This is a genomic window from Flaviflexus huanghaiensis, assembly GCF_014118685.1.
Classification (GTDB): domain Bacteria; phylum Actinomycetota; class Actinomycetes; order Actinomycetales; family Actinomycetaceae; genus Flaviflexus; species Flaviflexus huanghaiensis.
In genome coordinates, this window is sequence record NZ_JACFAK010000014.1 from 54453 (window position 1) to 71721 (window position 17269).

Genomic DNA, 17269 nt, shown 5'->3' on the forward strand with positions numbered 1-17269 from the left:
GCGAGCCAGACGGCTCTAAGGGTGAGCGGCGACCTATAGGTCGCCGCTTTCCCGTGCGTTAGACTGTGTGATCGTGGCAGAACCCCTCATCCTTGGTATTGAAACCTCGTGCGACGAAACTGGTATCGCTCTTGTCCGCGGCCGTGAACTTCTCGCGGACGTGACCGCGTCCTCGATGGATGAGCACGCCCGGTACGGCGGCATCATCCCGGAGATCGCGTCTCGCGCCCACCTCGAATCCTTCGTGCCGACGCTTGATGCGACCCTTGAGAGGGCCAATGTCGACCTGGCCGACGTCGACGCGATCACTGTCACAGCTGGCCCGGGACTTGTCGGTTCACTGACGGTCGGCGTCTCAGCCGCGAAGGCGCTTGCCCTCGCGCTTGGTAAGCCGCTGTTCGGGGTCAACCACATCATCGGACACATCGCTGTCGACGAGCTCGTCAACGGCGAGATTCCGACGAATTCAATAGGGCTCGTCGTGTCCGGCGGACACTCCTCTCTCCTGCGGATCGGCGACATTGCTACCGATGTCGAGGAGCTTGGCGCAACGCTCGACGATGCGGCAGGGGAAGCGTTCGACAAGGTCGGGCGCCTGCTCGGTCTGCCCTACCCGGGAGGCCCCCACATCGACAGGCTGTCGCGTGAGGGCGACCGGGATGCGATCCGTTTTCCGCGCGGCCTTGTCGGTGGCCGCCACAAGGAAAAGCACCAGTACGATTTCTCCTTCTCCGGTCTCAAAACCGCAGTCGCCCGCTATATCGAGGGCCTCGAGGCCGAAGGTGTCGAACTTCCGGTCGTGGATATTGCCGCGGGTTTCTCGGAGTCGGTTGCGGATGTGCTGTCCGCAAAGGCTCTTGCGGCATGCGAAACTCAGGGAACTGACACTCTCGTCATCGGCGGGGGATTCTCCGCAAATTCGCGACTGCGGGACCTCGTCACCGAACGGGCTGAGCAGGCGGGAGTGACAGTCCGCATCCCTCCCATCCGTTACTGCACGGACAACGGCGCGATGATCGCGGCCCTCGGATCGGCGCTCGTCCGCGCGGGCGTGGAGCCCTCCAGCCTCGACATCACGGTCGATACGGCGATGCCGATGAACGTCATCCGCGCCTAGGGTTCTGAGTCCGGCGGGAGCCGTTCGACGAGAACAGCTTTTCTACCGTCGAGTAGGGGAGTGAGGATGAGAGTCGCGGACCTGGAACCCTTGAGTTTGAGCCGTGATCGCAGCGCATCGGGCGCAATGTTGACGCCGCGCTTCTTGATCTCGAGAGTGCCGATGTCACGCGATCTCAGTTCGCGGGAGAGCTTCTTTTCCTGGAGTGGGAGGACGTCAGTGACGGAGAAACCGGTGAGAAAAGGTGAGCGCGCGGGTCCGCCGGTGAGATAAGCGATTCCGGGAGCCACCGGTGCGAGGTCGAGCGTCGCACAGAGCGTGGCAATGCCGCCGGCGCGGATGATAGCGGGATCCGGCTCGTAGATGACATTCCCCAGCGGAGCTGGCTCAACCATCTCAGCGGGCTTGCTCGGGTTCCCGGGAACCGTTAGAGATGCCCCGCCGAGGAGGACGGCCCGCCGGCCCGGGGTGCCACGGCCGAGCCAGATGATCGACTCGACGAGCTCACCTCTCGACGATAACCATTCGACCATGGCGTCTTGGGGCAGGTGGGAGTAGTCGATACCCGGAGCGATTTTGATGCCGGCGACACGGACTCGCCGCGCCGCCTCCAGCACGACTGACAGCGGCGGTTGCCACTTCTCCGGATTGATGATGCGGCCGTGAGGATCCCGCCGCGCGGGGTCGGCCCACAGCGCGTCCTCGGTGATATCCGCCAGCCCATCGGCCTGCTCGACAACGGCACCGTCATAGTCCCTGAGATTGTAGGCGGCGAAGTCCGCTCGCTCGGGATCGAGCTCGCGGGCCGTGACCCCGATACCGGCCTGTGCGAAGGCGAGGGTGTCGGCGCCGATACCGCACCCGACCTCCCGCAACGAGCTGATGCCAGCATCGGCAAAGACGCTCGCATGGTGGGCGGCAGCATCCGGCCGGCTCGCCTGCTCGAGAGCGTCTGCGGTAAAAAGCATGCGCTCCGCGCGGGAACCGAACTTCCCCTTCGCCTGTGCCCGAAGACGGGACTGAGTGAGAGCGGCGGAAATGACCTCTGAAGCCCAGCCCTCCTCCCGAAGCCTTGCGGTCAGCGAAAAAACGGCGCTACCGTCATAGGAGGGGAGTTGGCTCAAGAGGTCGAGGACGAGAGGGTCAAAGGACACACCCCCATCTTGCCAGGAGGGACCCTTCGACGCGGGTCGGTGAGCGGTGGAACGGCTGAGGCTCATGACCTCTCGCTCAAGGCGAACAATTGGCACTCGAGTTGACCGAGTGCTAATTTCTATTTACTCTAAGAACAGCCGTGGTTCGCCACGCACAAATACGTTCAGTCCGACCCCCGCGACGGCGGACGAGGCGTCATCCAATCCGATTGTTACGTAAAGGAGGGGTCCGCGTGTCGGTCTCCATTAAGCCTCTCGAGGATCGCGTCGTCATCAGCCAGCTTGAAGCTGAGACCACGACCGCCTCGGGTCTCGTCATTCCCGATACCGCCAAGGAGAAGCCGCAGGAAGGCAAGGTCGTGGCCGTTGGCCCAGGCCGCGTCGATGACAGCGGCAACCGCATCCCTGTCGACGTCGCTGTCGGCGATGTTGTCATCTACTCCAAGTACGGCGGCACTGAGGTGAAGTACGGTGCCGAGGAGTTCATCATTCTCTCCTCGCGCGACGTTCTCGCGGTCGTCGAGAAGTAGCACTTCGCAGACGAAGACTAGTTCTTTCAAAACAGCAGGGAGGGGCAGCCACACGGCTGCCCCTCCCTGTGTCAGTTGAGGTGACGGGTCAGGACACCCGCTTGACGCGCCTGGCCATGATGATCGCGTGACGCTCTTCCTCGCTCAGACCGCCCCATACCCCGTACGGCTCGTGTGCATCAAGCGCGTACTGCCGGCACGTGGCGAGCACCGGGCACTGGGCACAGATCCTCTTTGCGGCCTCAGCGCGGCGGCGGCGCGGCCCCCCTCGCTCACCTTCTGGGTGGAAGAACTGGCTCGAATCAATGTCTTGACAGAGCCCGTCGAGCTGCCAATCCCAGTTCGTCGACAGGGGCCTCGGTAAACGGTGGATATCAGCCACGAGGTCCAACCTTTCTCGCCCTCAGAGCGGGTGGTACCCGGTCCCGGCATCTAGCCCAGACCAGTGAAATGTCAACGGGTATTATGCGCCTTCATTGTTTCCCTGTGATTCCGGTCAAGTCAACGACAACGGCCTGGACGGAGTGGGGAGTGCTTCCCAACACCGATGAGAGTCACAGTGGCGACCGTCGACCAGTCGCACATTTCAACCTAAGCTTGGGGCGTGACCACAGAGTATGATCCTTTCGGTTTTATCGGCCTGACCTATGACGACGTTCTCCTGCTTCCGGGAGAAACGGATGTTATTCCCTCCGAAGTTGACACATCATCACGGCTGACCAGGGACATCACTCTGAGGATTCCGCTCGCCTCTGCGGCCATGGATACAGTGACAGAGGCCCGCATGGCGATTGCGATGGCGCGCAATGGCGGCATCGGTATCCTCCATCGCAACCTCTCTATTGAGGACCAGGCCCACCAGGTGGGCCTCGTCAAGAGGACCCAGACCGGCCGCATCAGCAACCCGGTGACCATCGGCCCCGATGCCACTCTCGATGAGCTCGACGCCGTCTGTGGTCGATTCAGGGTTTCGGGGCTTCCGGTCGTCGACGGCGCTGGCAAGTTGCTCGGCATCTGCACAAACCGCGACCTGCGCTTCACTCCAGTCGCGGAATGGGGGGAGACGCTTGTCCGAGACGTCATGACGTCCGAAGGCATCGTGACGGGACCCACCGACATTTCTCGCGAGGAGGCAACCCGCCTGCTCCGCATGTACAAGCGGGAACGGCTTCCCCTTGTCGACGAAAACGGTATCCTCACCGGTCTCATCACCGTCAAAGACTTCGTCCGATCCGAACAATTCCCGGACGCGTCGAAGGACTCCCAAGGCAGGCTACTTGTCGGAGCCGGAGTCGGCTACTTTGGCGACGCATTCCAGAGGGCTGAAGCGCTCACGGAGGCAGGCGTCGACGTCCTTATCGTTGACACCGCGAACGGCCAGGCGAAGCTCGCGCTCGACATGATCCGGTCGCTCAAAGCCGATTCAGCATTCGACAACGTCCAAATCATCGGCGGTAACGTTGCCACCTACGAGGGTGCGCTAGCGCTCGCGGAGGCGGGCGTTGACGGCGTCAAAGTCGGCGTGGGTCCCGGTTCGATCTGCACAACCCGGGTCGTCGCGGGCGTCGGCGTCCCACAGATCACCGCGATCTACGAGGCTGCCAAGGCGTGCAAGCCTCTCGGTATCCCCGTCATCGGCGATGGTGGGCTGCAGTACTCGGGCGATATCGCGAAGGCGCTCGTCGCAGGAGCTGACACGGTCATGCTCGGCTCGCTACTCGCGGGTTGCGAGGAGTCGCCCGGACAGCTTGTCCTCATCAACGGCAAGCAGTACAAGGCATACCGCGGGATGGGGTCGCTCGGCGCAATGGCGTCTCGCGGTAAAATGTCGTTCTCGAAGGATCGCTACTTCCAGGCCGACGTCGCTTCCGACGACAAGATTGTTCCCGAAGGAATCGAGGGCAAGGTGTCGTATAAGGGCAGCCTCGGAACCGTCACCCACCAGCTCGTTGGCGGGCTGCACCAGTCAATGTTCTATGTGGGCGCCAGGTCGATCGAGGAGCTTAAGGCCAAGGGGAAGTTCGTTCGAATCACTCCGGCTGGTCTCAAGGAATCGCACCCTCACGACATCACGGCGATCGCCGAAGCCCCCAATTACCCGGCACACTGACAACTGGTACGGGTCCCGCTCGATGAGTGGGACCCGTGTTTCTTCAGGACGGTGACAGGCCGGGGCCTACTGCACTGGGAGATCAGGACTGGGCGGAAGCGTCGACGCATCTGAGCTCGCAGCCGGTTGCCCAGACATCGCGACCCCGTCCGGACCCGTCGTCTCGTCTCGGGGAAATATCGGCCAATGCCCATAGGCATTCGGCTTGCGGCCGCTGGCAGCGAGATAACGATTTAACGAGTCGGCCCAGCGTAGCTGGGTCTCCTTCTGTAGCTCGTGGAGCTTGCGAAGCGACGATGCACGAAGCATCGCATGGTCCTTCATCGCATGGAGGAGCTTGAGCGTTGCGAGAACATCATTCTCCGCATCATGCAGGTCGGACGCTTCGATTCCGTACCGAACGAGGAGCGTCTCGAGGCGGCGCGGTCCCTTGCGGTAGGGATTAATCATGCGATCAAGAGCGAGCGGGTCGAGCACAGGGAACGGTTCACGACCAAGCAGATCCGTCATCGTATCGAGGCCAAAGCGAGCAAGCTCCCTGTCGAGAAGAGTGAGGTCGAAAGCCGCGTTGAAGGCGACAACCGGATAACCGGCCTTCATACCGTCGATGAGAATGTCGCGGATTTCAGCGAGAGCGAACAGCGGATCGGCGCCTTCCGCACGCGCACGGGCGGTCGAGATGCCATGCACCTCCTGAGCCGCGCTCGGAATTTCGACACCCGGATTGATCAGCCAATTCTTGGTCGTGGCATCTTTTCCTGTCACGATGACCGACGCGGTCACAATGCGGGAGTGCAGGGGGCTCACCCCCGTCGTCTCAGTGTCGAAACCGAGAAGCGGGTTCTCCGACCAGTGGGGCTGGGTGACCATACCCATATCGTATGTGGGCGGTCGGGCAGTTTCGCATGTATGCCCGATACACTGAGGCCATGGTTCATGAGGTAGAGATCGGTCGTGGCAAACGAGCACGGGTGGCATACACCCTCGACAGGGTGGCTGTTGTCCCGTCAAGGCGCACGCGTGACGCAAAGGATGTGTCGACGGGATGGCAGGTCGATGCCTACTATCTCGACATCCCCATCATGAGTGCTCCGATGGATTCGGTCACGTCGCCCGAGACAGCGATCGCCATCGGCAGGTTCGGCGGCGTTGGTGTCCTCGATCTCGAGGGTTTGTGGACACGCTACGACGATCCGACCGCGATCCTCGAGGAATTGGCTGAGCTCGCGCCCGACAAGGCGGGAGTCCGCCTGCAGGAGGTCTACCGGGAGCCAATAAAACCCGAGCTCATCACAGCCCGCCTCGCCCAAATTCGCGACGCAGGAGTGACCGTGGCAGGAGCCCTTTCGCCACAGCGGACGCAAGAGCATTGGCGCACGGTCGTTGAGGCTGGTGTCGACCTCTTTGTCATCCGAGGAACGACCGTCTCAGCCGAGCACGTCTCGTCCAACAGGGAGCCTTTGAATCTCAAACGCTTCATTTACGAACTCGACGTCCCCGTCATTGTCGGCGGTGCCGTGACCTACACCGCCGCACTGCACCTCATGCGTACGGGTGCCGCCGGGGTCCTTGCTGGATATGGAGGAGGAGCATCGTCCGCGAACCGTCGCACAATCGGCGTTGCCTCTCCCATGGCGACGATCGTCGCTGACATTGCTGCCGCACGTCGCGATTACCTCGACGAATCGTCCGGGCGTTACGTCCACGTCATCGCAGACGGCTCTGTTTCTTCCTCCGGTGACATCGTCAAGGCGCTCGCCTGTGGCGCTGACGGTGTCATGCTGGGAACTGCGCTCGCCCGCGCCGACGAGGCACCGGGCCGCGGGTGGCACTGGGGCGCCGAAGCGAGGCACCCCAACCTGCCCCGCGGAGAGCGCGTATGGGTCGGTAGCGAGGGCACCCTTGAATCCATTTTCTTTGGTCCGGCCCACAACGCTCGGGGTGTCCTCAACCTCGTCGGGGCCCTCAAGCACGCGATGGCCTCATCAGGCTACTCCGACCTCAAGGAATTCCAACGGGTGGAGATCGTCGTCCAGCCCGACTGACAGAACGCAGAAACCGCCCCTCGGGGCGGTTTCTTGTTGACGTTTGTGTCCCAGCCTCTTGGCACGGTCTTCACGTCCGGGCACCTACAGCTCGGTGCCGCCAAAACTCGTCACGTCTGTGCACTGGCGGGCTCTCCGCATGTGCGTATTCCCGTGCAGGTCTCGTCGCGCCACAGGAGGGGACTAAGTGCCGACATGTTGAGCGATTTCTAGGGGACAATGGGAGAACGGTCTCATACCTAAGGAGAATTGAAGTGAGCGAAGAGTTTCGCATCGAACACGACACGATGGGCGAAGTCAAGGTGCCGGCTAAGGCTCTGTACCGGGCACAGACCCAGCGCGCGGTCGAGAACTTCCCCATCTCGGGCAAGGTCCTCACATCCCACCACATCAGCGCCCTGGGAGAGGTGAAGCGGGCAGCAGCACTTGCGAACGCGGAGCTGGGCGTCATCTCTGACGACATCGCTTCAGCGATCGTCACAGCTTCTGACGAGGTCATCTCAGGCAAGCATGACGGCGAGTTCCCGATCGATGTGTTCCAGACAGGTTCCGGCACGTCTTCAAACATGAACACGAACGAGGTGATCTCGACTCTCGCGTCACGCGCGTCCGGTCTCGAGATTCATCCGAACGATCACGTGAACGCTTCTCAGTCCTCCAACGACGTCTTCCCGTCGTCGATTCACATTGCTGCGACCGAGGCAGCGGTCCGTGTTGTCATCCCGAAGCTCACGATTCTCGCTGAGTCTCTTGAGCGGAAGGCCGAGGAGTTCAAGGACGTCGTCAAGGCCGGTCGAACGCACCTTATGGATGCGACGCCGATCATGCTCGGCCAAGAGTTCTCCGGCTATGCCCAGCAGATTCGCAACGGAATTAAGCGGGTCGAGGCCACTATTCCGCACCTTGCTGAGCTACCGCTCGGCGGCACGGCTGTCGGCACGGGCATTAACACCCCCGCGGGCTTCTCGGCGCGAGTCATCGAGCTCATTGCCGAGAACACAGGACTGCCCTTCGTTGAGGCTCCCAACCACTTCGAGGCACAGGCCGCCCAAGATTCTCTCGTTGAAGCTTCCGGTGCGCTCCGTGTTGTCGCGGTCTCGCTCGTGAAGATCGCGAACGATCTTCGCTGGGCCGGCTCGGGCCCGCGTGCAGGCATCGGTGAGATCAACCTGCCCGATCTGCAACCGGGCTCATCGATCATGCCTGGCAAGGTCAACCCGGTTCTCCCGGAGGCCACGATCCAGGTCGCCGCGCAGGTCATCGGCAACGACGCGGCGATCGCATTCGCCGGCGCACAGGGGAACTTCGACCTGCTCGTCATGCTCCCCGTCATGGCGCAGAACCTTCTTGAGTCGATGAACATCCTCGCGAACGTGTCCGAGACCCTCGCGGTCCGCTGTGTCGATGGCGTCACGGCGAACGTCGAGCACGCCAAGCGGCTCGCCGAGTCCTCGCCCTCTATCGTCACCCCTCTCAACCGAATCATTGGCTACGAGAACGCAGCGAAGATCGCGAAGCACTCCGTTAAGGAAAACCTCACCGTCCGCGAAGCGGTCATTGCGCTCGGCTTCGTCGAACGCGGTGAGATCACGGAGGAAAAGCTGGATAAGGCTCTCGACGTCGCGTCGATGACGCGCCCCTCCTAGTCCACCGTCAGTGGGCCCGCGAGAGACTCTCGCGGGCCCACATCCATGCGTGCCGTTAGTTTTCCTCGCCAGCTTCCGTGCGCCAGAGCGCGAGCCGCCTAGAAGAGTGCCGCGGTCTCTCATGAGTGCCTGGTCCAGCTGAGACGCGGTGAGTGAGGACGCTTGCTAAAGACGTTGCGTCAAAGATTCATTGAGGTCCTTCCGAGAGGCATGTTGCCACTGCGGGGCTCTTCGCCTCACTGTGTCGAGACAGTCACGTGGTTCGCATCGGTCAGCGCAGCACCCGCCCAGTTTCGAATATCGGCGTGCGGCCGTACTCTGATGGGATGGAATTGCCCGGACTCATCCTCGTTGGACTCGCGATCGTCATCGGCCTCGTAGGCACGATCATTCAGCTGTATCCGGGCCTGCCCATCATCCTCATCGCAATCGGAGTGTGGGCCGGCTTCACCGGGGGAGCCACCGCGTGGGGCATCTTCGCCGCATCCGCTCTCGTCGTCGTTCTCGCCTATGTCCTCAGCTTCGTTCTTCCGGCCCGGTACATGAGGGACGAAGGTGCGCCGTGGAGCGCACTAACCGCGGGCATCGTCCTCGCGTTTATTGGCTTCTTCGTTATCCCCATCATCGGCATGCCGATCGGGTTCGTTCTCGGCGTCTACCTGGCTGAACTTGTCCGACTCAAGGATTCACGCCGGGCGTGGCGACAGACAGTGACTGCGTTCAAGGGGGTTCTGCTATCTGTCCTTATCGAACTCGTCGCCGGCGCGGTCAGCGCGGGGCTGTGGGTGCTCGGACTGATCCTGACATAATCCTCGGTTGCGGCTCGGTTCTTACACGTGGCCTGAGACACCAGCCTCAGATCGAGTCGACAACCTCGCTCGCCTTGTAGCGGTAGACGTTCGTCTCCCTTTTCTCGAAGCCGGCGCGGGCGTAGAGTCGGTTTGCCGCTTCACGGTTCGGGCGGGACGTGAGGTCGACCGACTTCGCGCCCAGGTGCTGTGCGTACGCGACCGCTTCGTCAATGAGGGCTCGGCCCGCACCGTTGCCGCGTGCCGCCTCGGCGACGACGACATCTTCGATCCATGCGCGAAGGCCGGTCGGGATCGTGAACGTTGCGAGCGTGAGCATGCCGGTGATGGGAGCGGATTCGTCCGCGCGGAACACGAAGAGGAAAACGTTGTCCTGGAGAAGGAAGTTGTCAACCTGCTCATCCGACAGCGAGCTCGCCGACGACGAGAGCTGCGGGAGTAGCTCGTTGATCGCTTCGATGACTTCCGGCGTTGCGGTTCTGACTAGTTCTACGGGCATGATCGTCCTTCCAATCGTATGCACATAGTGTGCCACCCTTGCCGGTCGGTTCTGTCGTGGAGCGACGGTGGGTCAGCGATGATCGCCCACCAGGACATCCCCAAAGCCGACACCGATGGCGATCAAGAGCACGTCCTCATGACCATGTGACGTCCGCGGTCGTCGTCGAAGGCGACGCGAGGCCAGTCCGTCCGATAGGCTGAATGGCGGGTAAATCCTAGCGGGAGGGGCATCATGTCGAAGACAGCAGACCCAGCGCCGGTACTCGGCGATTTCAACAGGGACCAGACTCGGCGCGTCCTACTCAAACTCTCTGGAGAGATGTTCGGCGGGGGAGCGGTCGGTCTCGACGTCCACATTCTCAGCCGGGTCGCAGCTGAGATCAAGGAGGCCGTGAGCCAGGGTGTCCAGGTCGCTATCGTCGTCGGCGGAGGAAACTTCTTCCGCGGAGTCGAACTTCAGAACGCGGGCATGGACCGCGCCCGGGCCGACTACATGGGCATGCTCGGCACCGTCATCAACGCGGTCGCCCTGCAGGACTTTCTCGAGCACGCAGGCGTTCCGAGCCGCGTGCAGACCGCGATCCACATGACACAGGTCGCGGAACCATACATTCCCCTCCGCGCGATCCGGCACCTCGAAAAGGGCCGGGTTGTCATTTTCGGTGCGGGAGCTGGGATGCCGTACTTCTCGACCGATACGGTCTCGGCTCAGCGTGCGCTCGAGCTCCACTGCGATGAAATCCTTGTCGGCAAGAACGGCGTCGACGGAGTGTACACGGCCGACCCGAGGGTGGATCCGAATGCGAAAAAGCTCGACTTCGTCACCTACCAGGATGCACTTGTGCAGAATCTGCGGGTTGTGGATGCCGCCGCATTCTCTATGTGCATGGACAACAATATGAACATGCGGGTCTTTGGGATGGGAGAGGAGGGCGCCGTCACCCGCGCCCTCCTCGGTGAGAAGATCGGTACCGTAGTGGCAACAACACCAGAACAGGACAACTCATGATCGATGAGACACTGCTTGAAGCAGAAGAAAAGATGGAGCGCGCCATCGAAGTCGCACAGAATGACTTCAGCCATATCCGCTCCGGCCGCGCCAACGCCGGGATGTTCAACCAGATCCTCGTGGACTACTACGGTGCGCCGACGCCGCTGCAGCAGCTCGCGAGCGTTGCTGTCCCCGAGGCCCGCACGGTGACGATCTCGCCATACGACCGCAGCGCGATTCCCGCGATTGATCGGGCGCTACGCGAGTCCGATCTTGGCGTCAACCCAACCGACGATGGTCAGTTCCTTCGTATCAACCTGCCCCCGCTGACCGAGGAGCGTCGCCGTGACTACGTGAAGCTTGCTCGCACAAAGGCGGAGGATGCTCGGATTTCGATCCGGGCCGTCCGTCGCAAGGCGAAGGATGAGCTCGACCGGATCAAGAAGGACGGCGACGCCGGTGAGGATGAGGTCGAGCGCGCTGAGAAGGAGCTCGAGGCCGTAACGAAGCGGCACACGGATCTTGTCGACCAGTTGCTCGAAGCGAAGGAGAAGGACCTCCTCGAGGTCTGACGTGGAAACAGTCCAGCGCGATTCGTGGCTGGGGAGGCTTGCCCCACGACCTCCTCAGCCCCCGCCGCCCTCCGAATCGAAGGCGGGCAGGAACTTGCCCGCCGCGATTGCGACAGCACTCGGGCTTCTCGCAGTTGTTGGACTGTCGCTCTTCCTGTGGATCGACCTCTTCGTCCTCGTCGTCGCAGCGTTCATCATTGTGGGATTGTGGGAGGCCGCTGGCGCATTTCTTACCCGCGGCTTCTATATCCCGATCGGCACGCTGTGGATCGCAGCCACCGGAATTATTGTAGCGACCTGGCTCGCCGGCGACCTCGGGTTACTTCTCTCCTTCTTCTATGGAGCGCTCCTCGTCATCGGGTGGCGCTATCGTGCCGGAGGCCAATGGGCGGCACGCGACTCTGCAGCCGCCATCTTCGCCCTGTCGTGGATTGGTCTTCTCGGCGGTTTTGCTCTCCTTCTCGCTGGGATGGAGAACGGCGCGTGGGCTGTCATCACCTTCATTCTTCTTCCCGTCGCGTCAGACACCGGAGGATACTTCGCGGGCGTCCTCCTTGGCCGCCATCCGATGGCGCCGACGATCTCGCCGAAAAAGTCGTGGGAAGGATTTGGCGGATCGATCCTCCTCGCCGTCGCCGCTGGCATCGTCCTTGCCCAGTTCGCTCTCGACATTCCGTGGTGGTGGGGGATCATCCTCGGGGCGTCGTGCACCATCGCTGGCACAGCCGGTGATCTGTCCGAATCTCTCCTCAAACGGGACCTCGGTGTCAAAGACATGGGCTCGATATTCCCCGGGCATGGCGGAGTGCTCGACCGAGTCGATTCCATCCTCGTCTGCGCCCCTGTCGTTTATATTCTCCTTCTCGCCGCTGGGGGCGGGCTCGCGACGTGACCTATCGCGTAGAGGTGAGGGTGTGAACTCAACCCCTCATTTGAGACACTGATTCGGTGAGCAACTCAAAACCTCGTCAGGTCATGCCCGCAGTGGAGTCCGGACCCCGCCCCGTCCTCACCTTCACCGCGCAACGACGCGGCAAGCCGCCCCGCCACTTCGCCGACCTGTCGGTCGACCAGCGCAGAGAGGTCGCGGCCGAACTTGACGTTCCAGGATTCCGAATGGACCAGATGGCGAGGCAGTACTTCGTGCATCGCAACGCCGACACAGCGACAATGACGGATCTGCCAGCGACGGACCGCGAACGGCTCGGCGAGACGCTCTTCCCGCCGCTCCTCGAGAAGGTGCGCGACCTCACCGCCGATGGTGGGTCGACCATCAAGTCGCTGTGGCGCCTGTTCGATGGGGCCATGGTTGAGTCTGTTCTTATGCGCTACCCGGACCGCGCCACGCTATGCGTGTCATCGCAGGCCGGATGCGGGATGGCATGCCCTTTCTGTGCCACCGGCCAGCAAGGTTTCACCCGCAACCTCTCGACCGCGGAGATCATTGAGCAGATCCGCCAGGCTCACCTTGCGTGCGAGGAGGGTGATCTCGGCGAGCCGGTCAAGCTGACCAACATTGTCTTCATGGGCATGGGTGAGCCTCTCGTCAACTTCAAGGCGGTTTTCGAAGCTCTCCATCGGATCTGTGACCCTGCTCCAGCTGGCTTCGGAATGTCTGCTCGGGGAGTGACCGTGTCGACAGTGGGCCTTGTCCCCGGCATCGAGAAGCTTGCCGACCTTGGACTGCCCGTCACCCTCGCCGTCTCCCTCCACGCGCCCGACGATGAGTTGCGCGACGAACTCATCCCCATTAACTCCCGCTTCAAGGTCGGGCAGTTGCTTGACGCGGCCCGGTCGTACTTCCGGAAAACTGGTCGGCGCGTGTCGATTGAATACGCCCTCATTAAAGACATGAACGACCACGAGTGGCGGGCGAAAAAGCTCGCTCAAGAACTCAACAGTCGCGGCCACGGCTGGGCTCACGTCAACCCGATCCCGCTCAACCCAACCCCCGGCTCGATCTGGACTGCCTCGACGCGCCGCGCGCAAGATATTTTCGTCCAGACTTTGCGCGACAATGGGATCCAGACGACAATTCGCGACACTCGCGGCTCCGATATCGATGGCGCCTGCGGGCAGCTCGCGGCAGAGCTCGTCGCTGAGAAAGGTCGAAAATAGTGGCGACGTTTACCAAGGTTGGAGGCCTGCGGCGGGGCTACAGCATAGAGGACGTGGACGAGTACTTCGCGAATGCGAAGAGTCTCTATCAGGAGGCAGAGCTCCCGCCAGAGCTTGACCCGGAGAGAATACGCACGGTCGCATTTCCGCTCGTGCGCGGCGGTTACCGCACTCTCGACGTCGATCAGGCCCTTGAGCGGCTCGAACGCGCCTGCCGTCAACGTGAGCGCGCGAGTGTCGTGACGAGCAAAGGAACTGAGGCATGGCTGGAGCGCACATACACGTCCGCTTCGACGCTGTACCCGAGGCTCGGACGACCACGCGGAGAGAGATTCCGGCCGCCCGCGAAGGGTCGGGGCTACAGCAGGCCTGAAGTCGATGACCTGGTTGATCGTCTTGCCAAATATTTCGACGGCAGCGTGGAGCTCGTCTCGGATGAGTTGCTGTCGGCTTCCTTCAGCCTCAGGGGGAAGTCCCGCGCTTACGACGTCAACGTGGTCGACGTCTACCTCGACCGCGCCATCTCTGTCCTTCAGGCGGTCGAATGAACGGCATCGTTATCCTCGGGTCAACCGGCTCCATCGGCACGCAGGCTCTCGACGTCGTTCGTCGCGGAGGGTTGAGTGTCGCGGGGTTGTCTGCCGGCGGCGGTAACCTCGAGCTTCTGGCCCAACAGGCCGCGGATTTCTCTGCTCCCGTCGTCGGGATCGCTGATTCGAGCAGGGTCGATGCCCTGCAGGCCGAGCTTGATGCTCGCGGCATCAGCCCGCACATCGTGTCCGGCCCCCAGGCAAATGTGGAGATCGCACGTCTTGCACCGGACGGCACGGTCCTCAACGGCATCACCGGCTCGATCGGTCTGCCCGCGACGCTGGCGGCTCTGGAATCGGGTGCGACTCTTGCGCTCGCGAACAAGGAGTCGATGGTCGCTGGCGGCACGCTTGTGCGCGATGCGATGGTCCGGCCCGGACAGATTGTTCCCGTCGATTCCGAGCACTCCGCGATCGCTCAAGCTCTCCTTGGCGGGCGGCACGAGAAGGGCCTGACCTCTCCGGTTGTGACCGGCATAAGCGAGGTACGTCGCCTCATCCTCACCGCTTCCGGTGGACCCTTCCGCGGCAGGCGGCGATCCGAACTCGCGTCGGTGACAGCCGCCCAGGCCCTCGACCATCCGACGTGGGACATGGGCCCGGTCGTCACCATCAACTCCTCCACCCTCATGAACAAGGGCCTAGAGCTCATCGAGGCGGCTCTCCTGTTTGACATCCCGCCCGCCGATATCCTGCCCGTCGTTCATCCGCAGTCGATCATTCACTCCATGGTCGAGTTCGTCGATGGTTCGACGCTCGCCCAGGCATCGCCTCCGGACATGCGGCTACCGATTGCGCTTGGTCTGACCTGGCCTGAGCGCCTCGCGGATGTTGCGGCGCCCTGCTCGTGGGATAGCCCGGTCGAATGGACGTTTGAGCCCGTCGATCACGAGACGTTCCCGGCACTCAACCTCGCGAAGTCCGCACTCGAAGCCGGCCCCCTCCACCCTGCGGTGCTTAATGCAGCAAACGAGGAGGCAGTAGCCGCGTTCCTTCAGGGGTCGCTCGGCTACCTCGCCATGGGAGATCTTGTCGAACGAGTACTCGGCGAATTCGATTCGCCGAGTGAGATCACGCTCGACGCGGTGAGCGCAGCAGAAGAATGGGCACGTGCTCGTGCTCTGGAGCTTGTCCAGTGAGTCTCACAGGACTGCTCGTCCTCATCGTCGGCATCGTGCTCGCCATTGCGCTGCACGAGCTCGGGCATCTCGTTCCAGCGAAGGCGTTCGGCGTCAAGGTGCCGAAGTATTTCATCGGCTTCGGTCCCACCCTATTCTCCAGGGTCTTTCGAGGTACGGAATATGGAGTGAAAGCTATACCGCTTGGCGGCTTCGTCCAGCTCAGTGGCATGTATCCGCCCGCCCGGGAGGACGTCAACCTCGTCAACCGCAACGGTCAGCTCACTCTGGCTGAGGAGGCCCGCCAAGCCTCGGCCATGCAGCTTGACGCGGGAGAGGAGGACAGCGCCTTTTATCGGCTGTCTGCCCCGAAGAAACTCGCCGTCATGTTCGGCGGACCCTTCGTCAACCTCGTCCTCGCTCTGCTCCTTGCCGCGGTCCTTCTCGTCGGAATTGGCGCGCCCGGCTTCCTCTCGCAGGTGGGCGCGATTCCGGACTGCGTCAGTACATCCGGAGAATGCGGCACGGACGACCCCGCCACTCCTGCTGAGCAGGGCGGACTGCGGGAAGGAGATGACATCATCTCCTGGGGCGGCGTTCCGACCGAGAACTGGGAGGACGTCCAGCGCGCGATCGCGGACGGCCCGGCGCAGCCGACTGACGTCGTTATCGAGCGGGACGGTGCGTCTCAGACTCTGACGATTACCCCGGTCATGGTCGAACGCACCGTCGTCGGCGATGACGGTGAGATCGTCGTCGAGAGCGGTGAGGCGCTCACACGCGTCATGCCGTACGTCGGTATCGCCCCCGCGGTCGGTCTTGAGCGCCAGTCGATTGCCGAGGTGCCGGCGTATGTGGGGAACATGCTCTCCCAGATCGCCGGCGTCGTTATTCGCCTGCCAGTCCATGTCTGGAACCTCACCGCCGACTTCGTGACCGGCCAAGAGCGGGACCAGACCTCGATCGTCGGTATCATCGGCGTCGCGCAGGTCGCTGGGCAGATTACCGGAGCCGAGATCGAGGGGTATTCGGCTGTCGAGAAGTCAGCCGACCTCGTCAACCTCCTCATCGCCCTCAATATCTCACTGTTCGCATTCAACATGCTCCCCCTCCTGCCACTCGACGGTGGCCATATCGCAGGGGCCCTCTTTGAGGGAGCACGTCGACAGTGGGCGAACATGCGGGGCAGGCCGGATCCGGGACCGGCGGATACGGCGCGGCTCATGCCCCTGAGCTATGCGGTTGCAGTCGCTTTCATCCTCATGACCGTCATCCTCGTTGTCGTCGATATCTTCAACCCCGTCAGCATTTACTGAGCGTGGAAACTCGCCCGTTCGGAGCGGCAGACTGAACGCCCCGGTCTTCCCCGGACGCGCCGATCGGACTAAAGTCTGGCACACGGTCGGATCGGGTTCGGAGCCGTTGCGCTTGCCAGCCCGAACCAGGGAGGAGAGCCGTCATGCCGACATTCCTCGTGTCGTTCCCCAGTCGTGCGATGGAAGGCACGGACATAGAAGCTCGAGCTGAGGAGTCGCACGCCGTCGTGCGTGAAGCTCGAGACGCTGGCGTGTGGATATTTGGCGGGGCCATTGACGAGTCGTTCCCGCCTGTCCTTGTCGAAGGGGACGGCGCTGTCACCCGCGGCACATATCCGGAGACCGCAGCAATCGACGGTGGTTACGCCATCATCGACGCTCCGACAATCGAGGAGGGGCTGTCGTGGGCGGCGAAGATCGCGGAAGCTTGCCGGTGCGCCCAGGAGGTGCGGCTTTTTTACGATGATCCGGAGTCGTGAGCGACGAACTCCACACTCGTCATCGCGGGCCGAAAACTGGCCCTGGCGGTCATTGTCAAGCTGCGTGGAGTCGGTCGGTGTTAGTTTCAGAGTTCTGCGTGAGCAGGTTGATGCCGACTATCTCGGCTGGTGCGGGCGTGGAGGGTTGTCGCCGGAATCGTTCGGGGTGCCGT

General features: G+C 62.4%; 18 protein-coding genes. 14 read left to right on the forward strand and 4 right to left on the reverse strand.

The window, feature by feature from the left end; translation table 11 throughout:
* The first annotated feature begins 73 nt into the window (after positions 1–73).
* Entirely contained in the window at positions 74–1117 is a 1044-nt protein-coding gene (gene tsaD / locus H7E91_RS09945; protein ID WP_182354945.1) for a tRNA (adenosine(37)-N6)-threonylcarbamoyltransferase complex transferase subunit TsaD, read from the forward strand.
* On the opposite strand, the gene H7E91_RS12165 is transcribed toward tsaD, so the two are convergent.
* Positions 1114–2271 carry a THUMP-like domain-containing protein gene (locus H7E91_RS12165; RefSeq protein WP_182354946.1) on the reverse strand — a complete coding sequence of 386 codons (1158 nt, stop codon included), beginning with the start codon at positions 2269–2271 and terminating at the stop codon, positions 1114–1116. The genes tsaD and H7E91_RS12165 overlap by 4 nt on opposite strands.
* A gap of 233 nt (positions 2272–2504) precedes the next feature.
* Between H7E91_RS12165 and groES the strand changes: the two genes are divergently transcribed.
* On the forward strand, positions 2505–2801 hold the full coding sequence (gene groES, locus H7E91_RS09955; RefSeq protein ID WP_182354947.1) for a co-chaperone GroES: 297 nt from the start codon (positions 2505–2507) through the stop codon (positions 2799–2801).
* Between the two features lie 88 nt (positions 2802–2889).
* On the opposite strand, the gene H7E91_RS09960 is transcribed toward groES, so the two are convergent.
* Complete coding sequence (locus tag H7E91_RS09960; RefSeq protein WP_182354948.1) at positions 2890–3183, reverse strand: WhiB family transcriptional regulator; 294 nt, start codon at positions 3181–3183, stop codon at positions 2890–2892.
* Between the two features lie 222 nt (positions 3184–3405).
* On the opposite strand from H7E91_RS09960, the gene guaB reads away from it, so the two are divergent.
* Positions 3406–4911, forward strand: a complete 1506-nt coding sequence (guaB, locus tag H7E91_RS09965) for an IMP dehydrogenase (protein WP_182354949.1) — start codon at positions 3406–3408, stop codon at positions 4909–4911.
* 66 nt (positions 4912–4977) lie between these two features.
* Here the strand turns inward: guaB and H7E91_RS09970 are convergent, their stop codons facing one another.
* Positions 4978–5781 carry an exonuclease domain-containing protein gene (locus H7E91_RS09970; RefSeq protein WP_182354950.1) on the reverse strand — a complete coding sequence of 268 codons (804 nt, stop codon included), beginning with the start codon at positions 5779–5781 and terminating at the stop codon, positions 4978–4980.
* A 59-nt stretch (positions 5782–5840) separates the two neighbouring features.
* Between H7E91_RS09970 and H7E91_RS09975 the strand changes: the two genes are divergently transcribed.
* The 3 genes from H7E91_RS09975 to H7E91_RS09985 all read left to right on the forward strand — a co-directional run bounded on the left by H7E91_RS09975 (position 5841) and on the right by H7E91_RS09985 (position 9411).
* Positions 5841–6956 carry a GuaB3 family IMP dehydrogenase-related protein gene (locus tag H7E91_RS09975; RefSeq protein ID WP_182354951.1) on the forward strand — a complete coding sequence of 372 codons (1116 nt, stop codon included), beginning with the start codon at positions 5841–5843 and terminating at the stop codon, positions 6954–6956.
* A 254-nt stretch (positions 6957–7210) separates the two neighbouring features.
* Entirely contained in the window at positions 7211–8602 is a 1392-nt protein-coding gene (locus H7E91_RS09980) for an aspartate ammonia-lyase (protein ID WP_182354952.1), read from the forward strand.
* Between the two features lie 326 nt (positions 8603–8928).
* Positions 8929–9411, forward strand: a complete 483-nt coding sequence (locus tag H7E91_RS09985) for a DUF456 domain-containing protein (protein WP_182354953.1) — start codon at positions 8929–8931, stop codon at positions 9409–9411.
* Positions 9412–9457: 46 nt separating this feature from the next.
* Here the strand turns inward: H7E91_RS09985 and H7E91_RS09990 are convergent, their stop codons facing one another.
* Complete coding sequence (locus tag H7E91_RS09990) at positions 9458–9910, reverse strand: GNAT family N-acetyltransferase (RefSeq protein WP_182354954.1); 453 nt, start codon at positions 9908–9910, stop codon at positions 9458–9460.
* Positions 9911–10144: 234 nt separating this feature from the next.
* On the opposite strand from H7E91_RS09990, the gene pyrH reads away from it, so the two are divergent.
* From pyrH to H7E91_RS10030, 8 genes are all read left to right on the forward strand, one after another.
* Entirely contained in the window at positions 10145–10921 is a 777-nt protein-coding gene (pyrH, locus tag H7E91_RS09995) for a UMP kinase (RefSeq protein ID WP_182354955.1), read from the forward strand.
* Complete coding sequence (frr, locus tag H7E91_RS10000; protein ID WP_182354956.1) at positions 10918–11475, forward strand: ribosome recycling factor; 558 nt, start codon at positions 10918–10920, stop codon at positions 11473–11475. Before pyrH ends, frr begins: the two co-directional genes overlap by 4 nt.
* A 1-nt stretch (position 11476) precedes the next feature.
* Positions 11477–12367 carry a phosphatidate cytidylyltransferase gene (locus H7E91_RS10005; protein WP_338401791.1) on the forward strand — a complete coding sequence of 297 codons (891 nt, stop codon included), beginning with the start codon at positions 11477–11479 and terminating at the stop codon, positions 12365–12367.
* 83 nt (positions 12368–12450) lie between these two features.
* Complete coding sequence (gene rlmN / locus H7E91_RS10010; RefSeq protein ID WP_182354965.1) at positions 12451–13593, forward strand: dual-specificity RNA methyltransferase RlmN; 1143 nt, start codon at positions 12451–12453, stop codon at positions 13591–13593.
* Complete coding sequence (locus H7E91_RS10015) at positions 13593–14141, forward strand: DivIVA domain-containing protein (RefSeq protein ID WP_338401792.1); 549 nt, start codon at positions 13593–13595, stop codon at positions 14139–14141. Before rlmN ends, H7E91_RS10015 begins: the two co-directional genes overlap by 1 nt.
* Complete coding sequence (gene dxr, locus H7E91_RS10020) at positions 14138–15322, forward strand: 1-deoxy-D-xylulose-5-phosphate reductoisomerase (RefSeq protein ID WP_182354957.1); 1185 nt, start codon at positions 14138–14140, stop codon at positions 15320–15322. The genes H7E91_RS10015 and dxr overlap by 4 nt, the downstream gene beginning before the upstream one ends.
* Entirely contained in the window at positions 15319–16617 is a 1299-nt protein-coding gene (locus H7E91_RS10025) for a site-2 protease family protein (RefSeq protein ID WP_182354958.1), read from the forward strand. Before dxr ends, H7E91_RS10025 begins: the two co-directional genes overlap by 4 nt.
* Positions 16618–16760: 143 nt before the next feature.
* A complete protein-coding gene (locus H7E91_RS10030; RefSeq protein WP_182354959.1) occupies positions 16761–17096 on the forward strand; it encodes a YciI family protein in 336 nt (111 codons plus the stop codon).
* Positions 17097–17269: the final 173 nt, after the last annotated feature.

Excerpts from the sequence above, each read along its gene's own strand:
- H7E91_RS09970 (WP_182354950.1), bottom strand. The coding sequence starts at position 5,781 with ATGGTCACCCAGCCCCACTGGTCGGAGAACCCGCTTCTCGGTTTCGAC.
- H7E91_RS10030 (WP_182354959.1), top strand. The coding sequence starts at position 16,761 with ATGCCGACATTCCTCGTGTCGTTCCCCAGTCGTGCGATGGAAGGCACG.
- dxr (WP_182354957.1), top strand. The coding sequence starts at position 14,138 with ATGAACGGCATCGTTATCCTCGGGTCAACCGGCTCCATCGGCACGCAG.
- H7E91_RS09990 (WP_182354954.1), bottom strand. The coding sequence starts at position 9,910 with ATGCCCGTAGAACTAGTCAGAACCGCAACGCCGGAAGTCATCGAAGCG.
- rlmN (WP_182354965.1), top strand. The coding sequence starts at position 12,451 with ATGCCCGCAGTGGAGTCCGGACCCCGCCCCGTCCTCACCTTCACCGCG.
- H7E91_RS09985 (WP_182354953.1), top strand. The coding sequence starts at position 8,929 with ATGGAATTGCCCGGACTCATCCTCGTTGGACTCGCGATCGTCATCGGC.
- H7E91_RS09975 (WP_182354951.1), top strand. The coding sequence starts at position 5,841 with ATGGTTCATGAGGTAGAGATCGGTCGTGGCAAACGAGCACGGGTGGCA.
- frr (WP_182354956.1), top strand. The coding sequence starts at position 10,918 with ATGATCGATGAGACACTGCTTGAAGCAGAAGAAAAGATGGAGCGCGCC.
- pyrH (WP_182354955.1), top strand. The coding sequence starts at position 10,145 with ATGTCGAAGACAGCAGACCCAGCGCCGGTACTCGGCGATTTCAACAGG.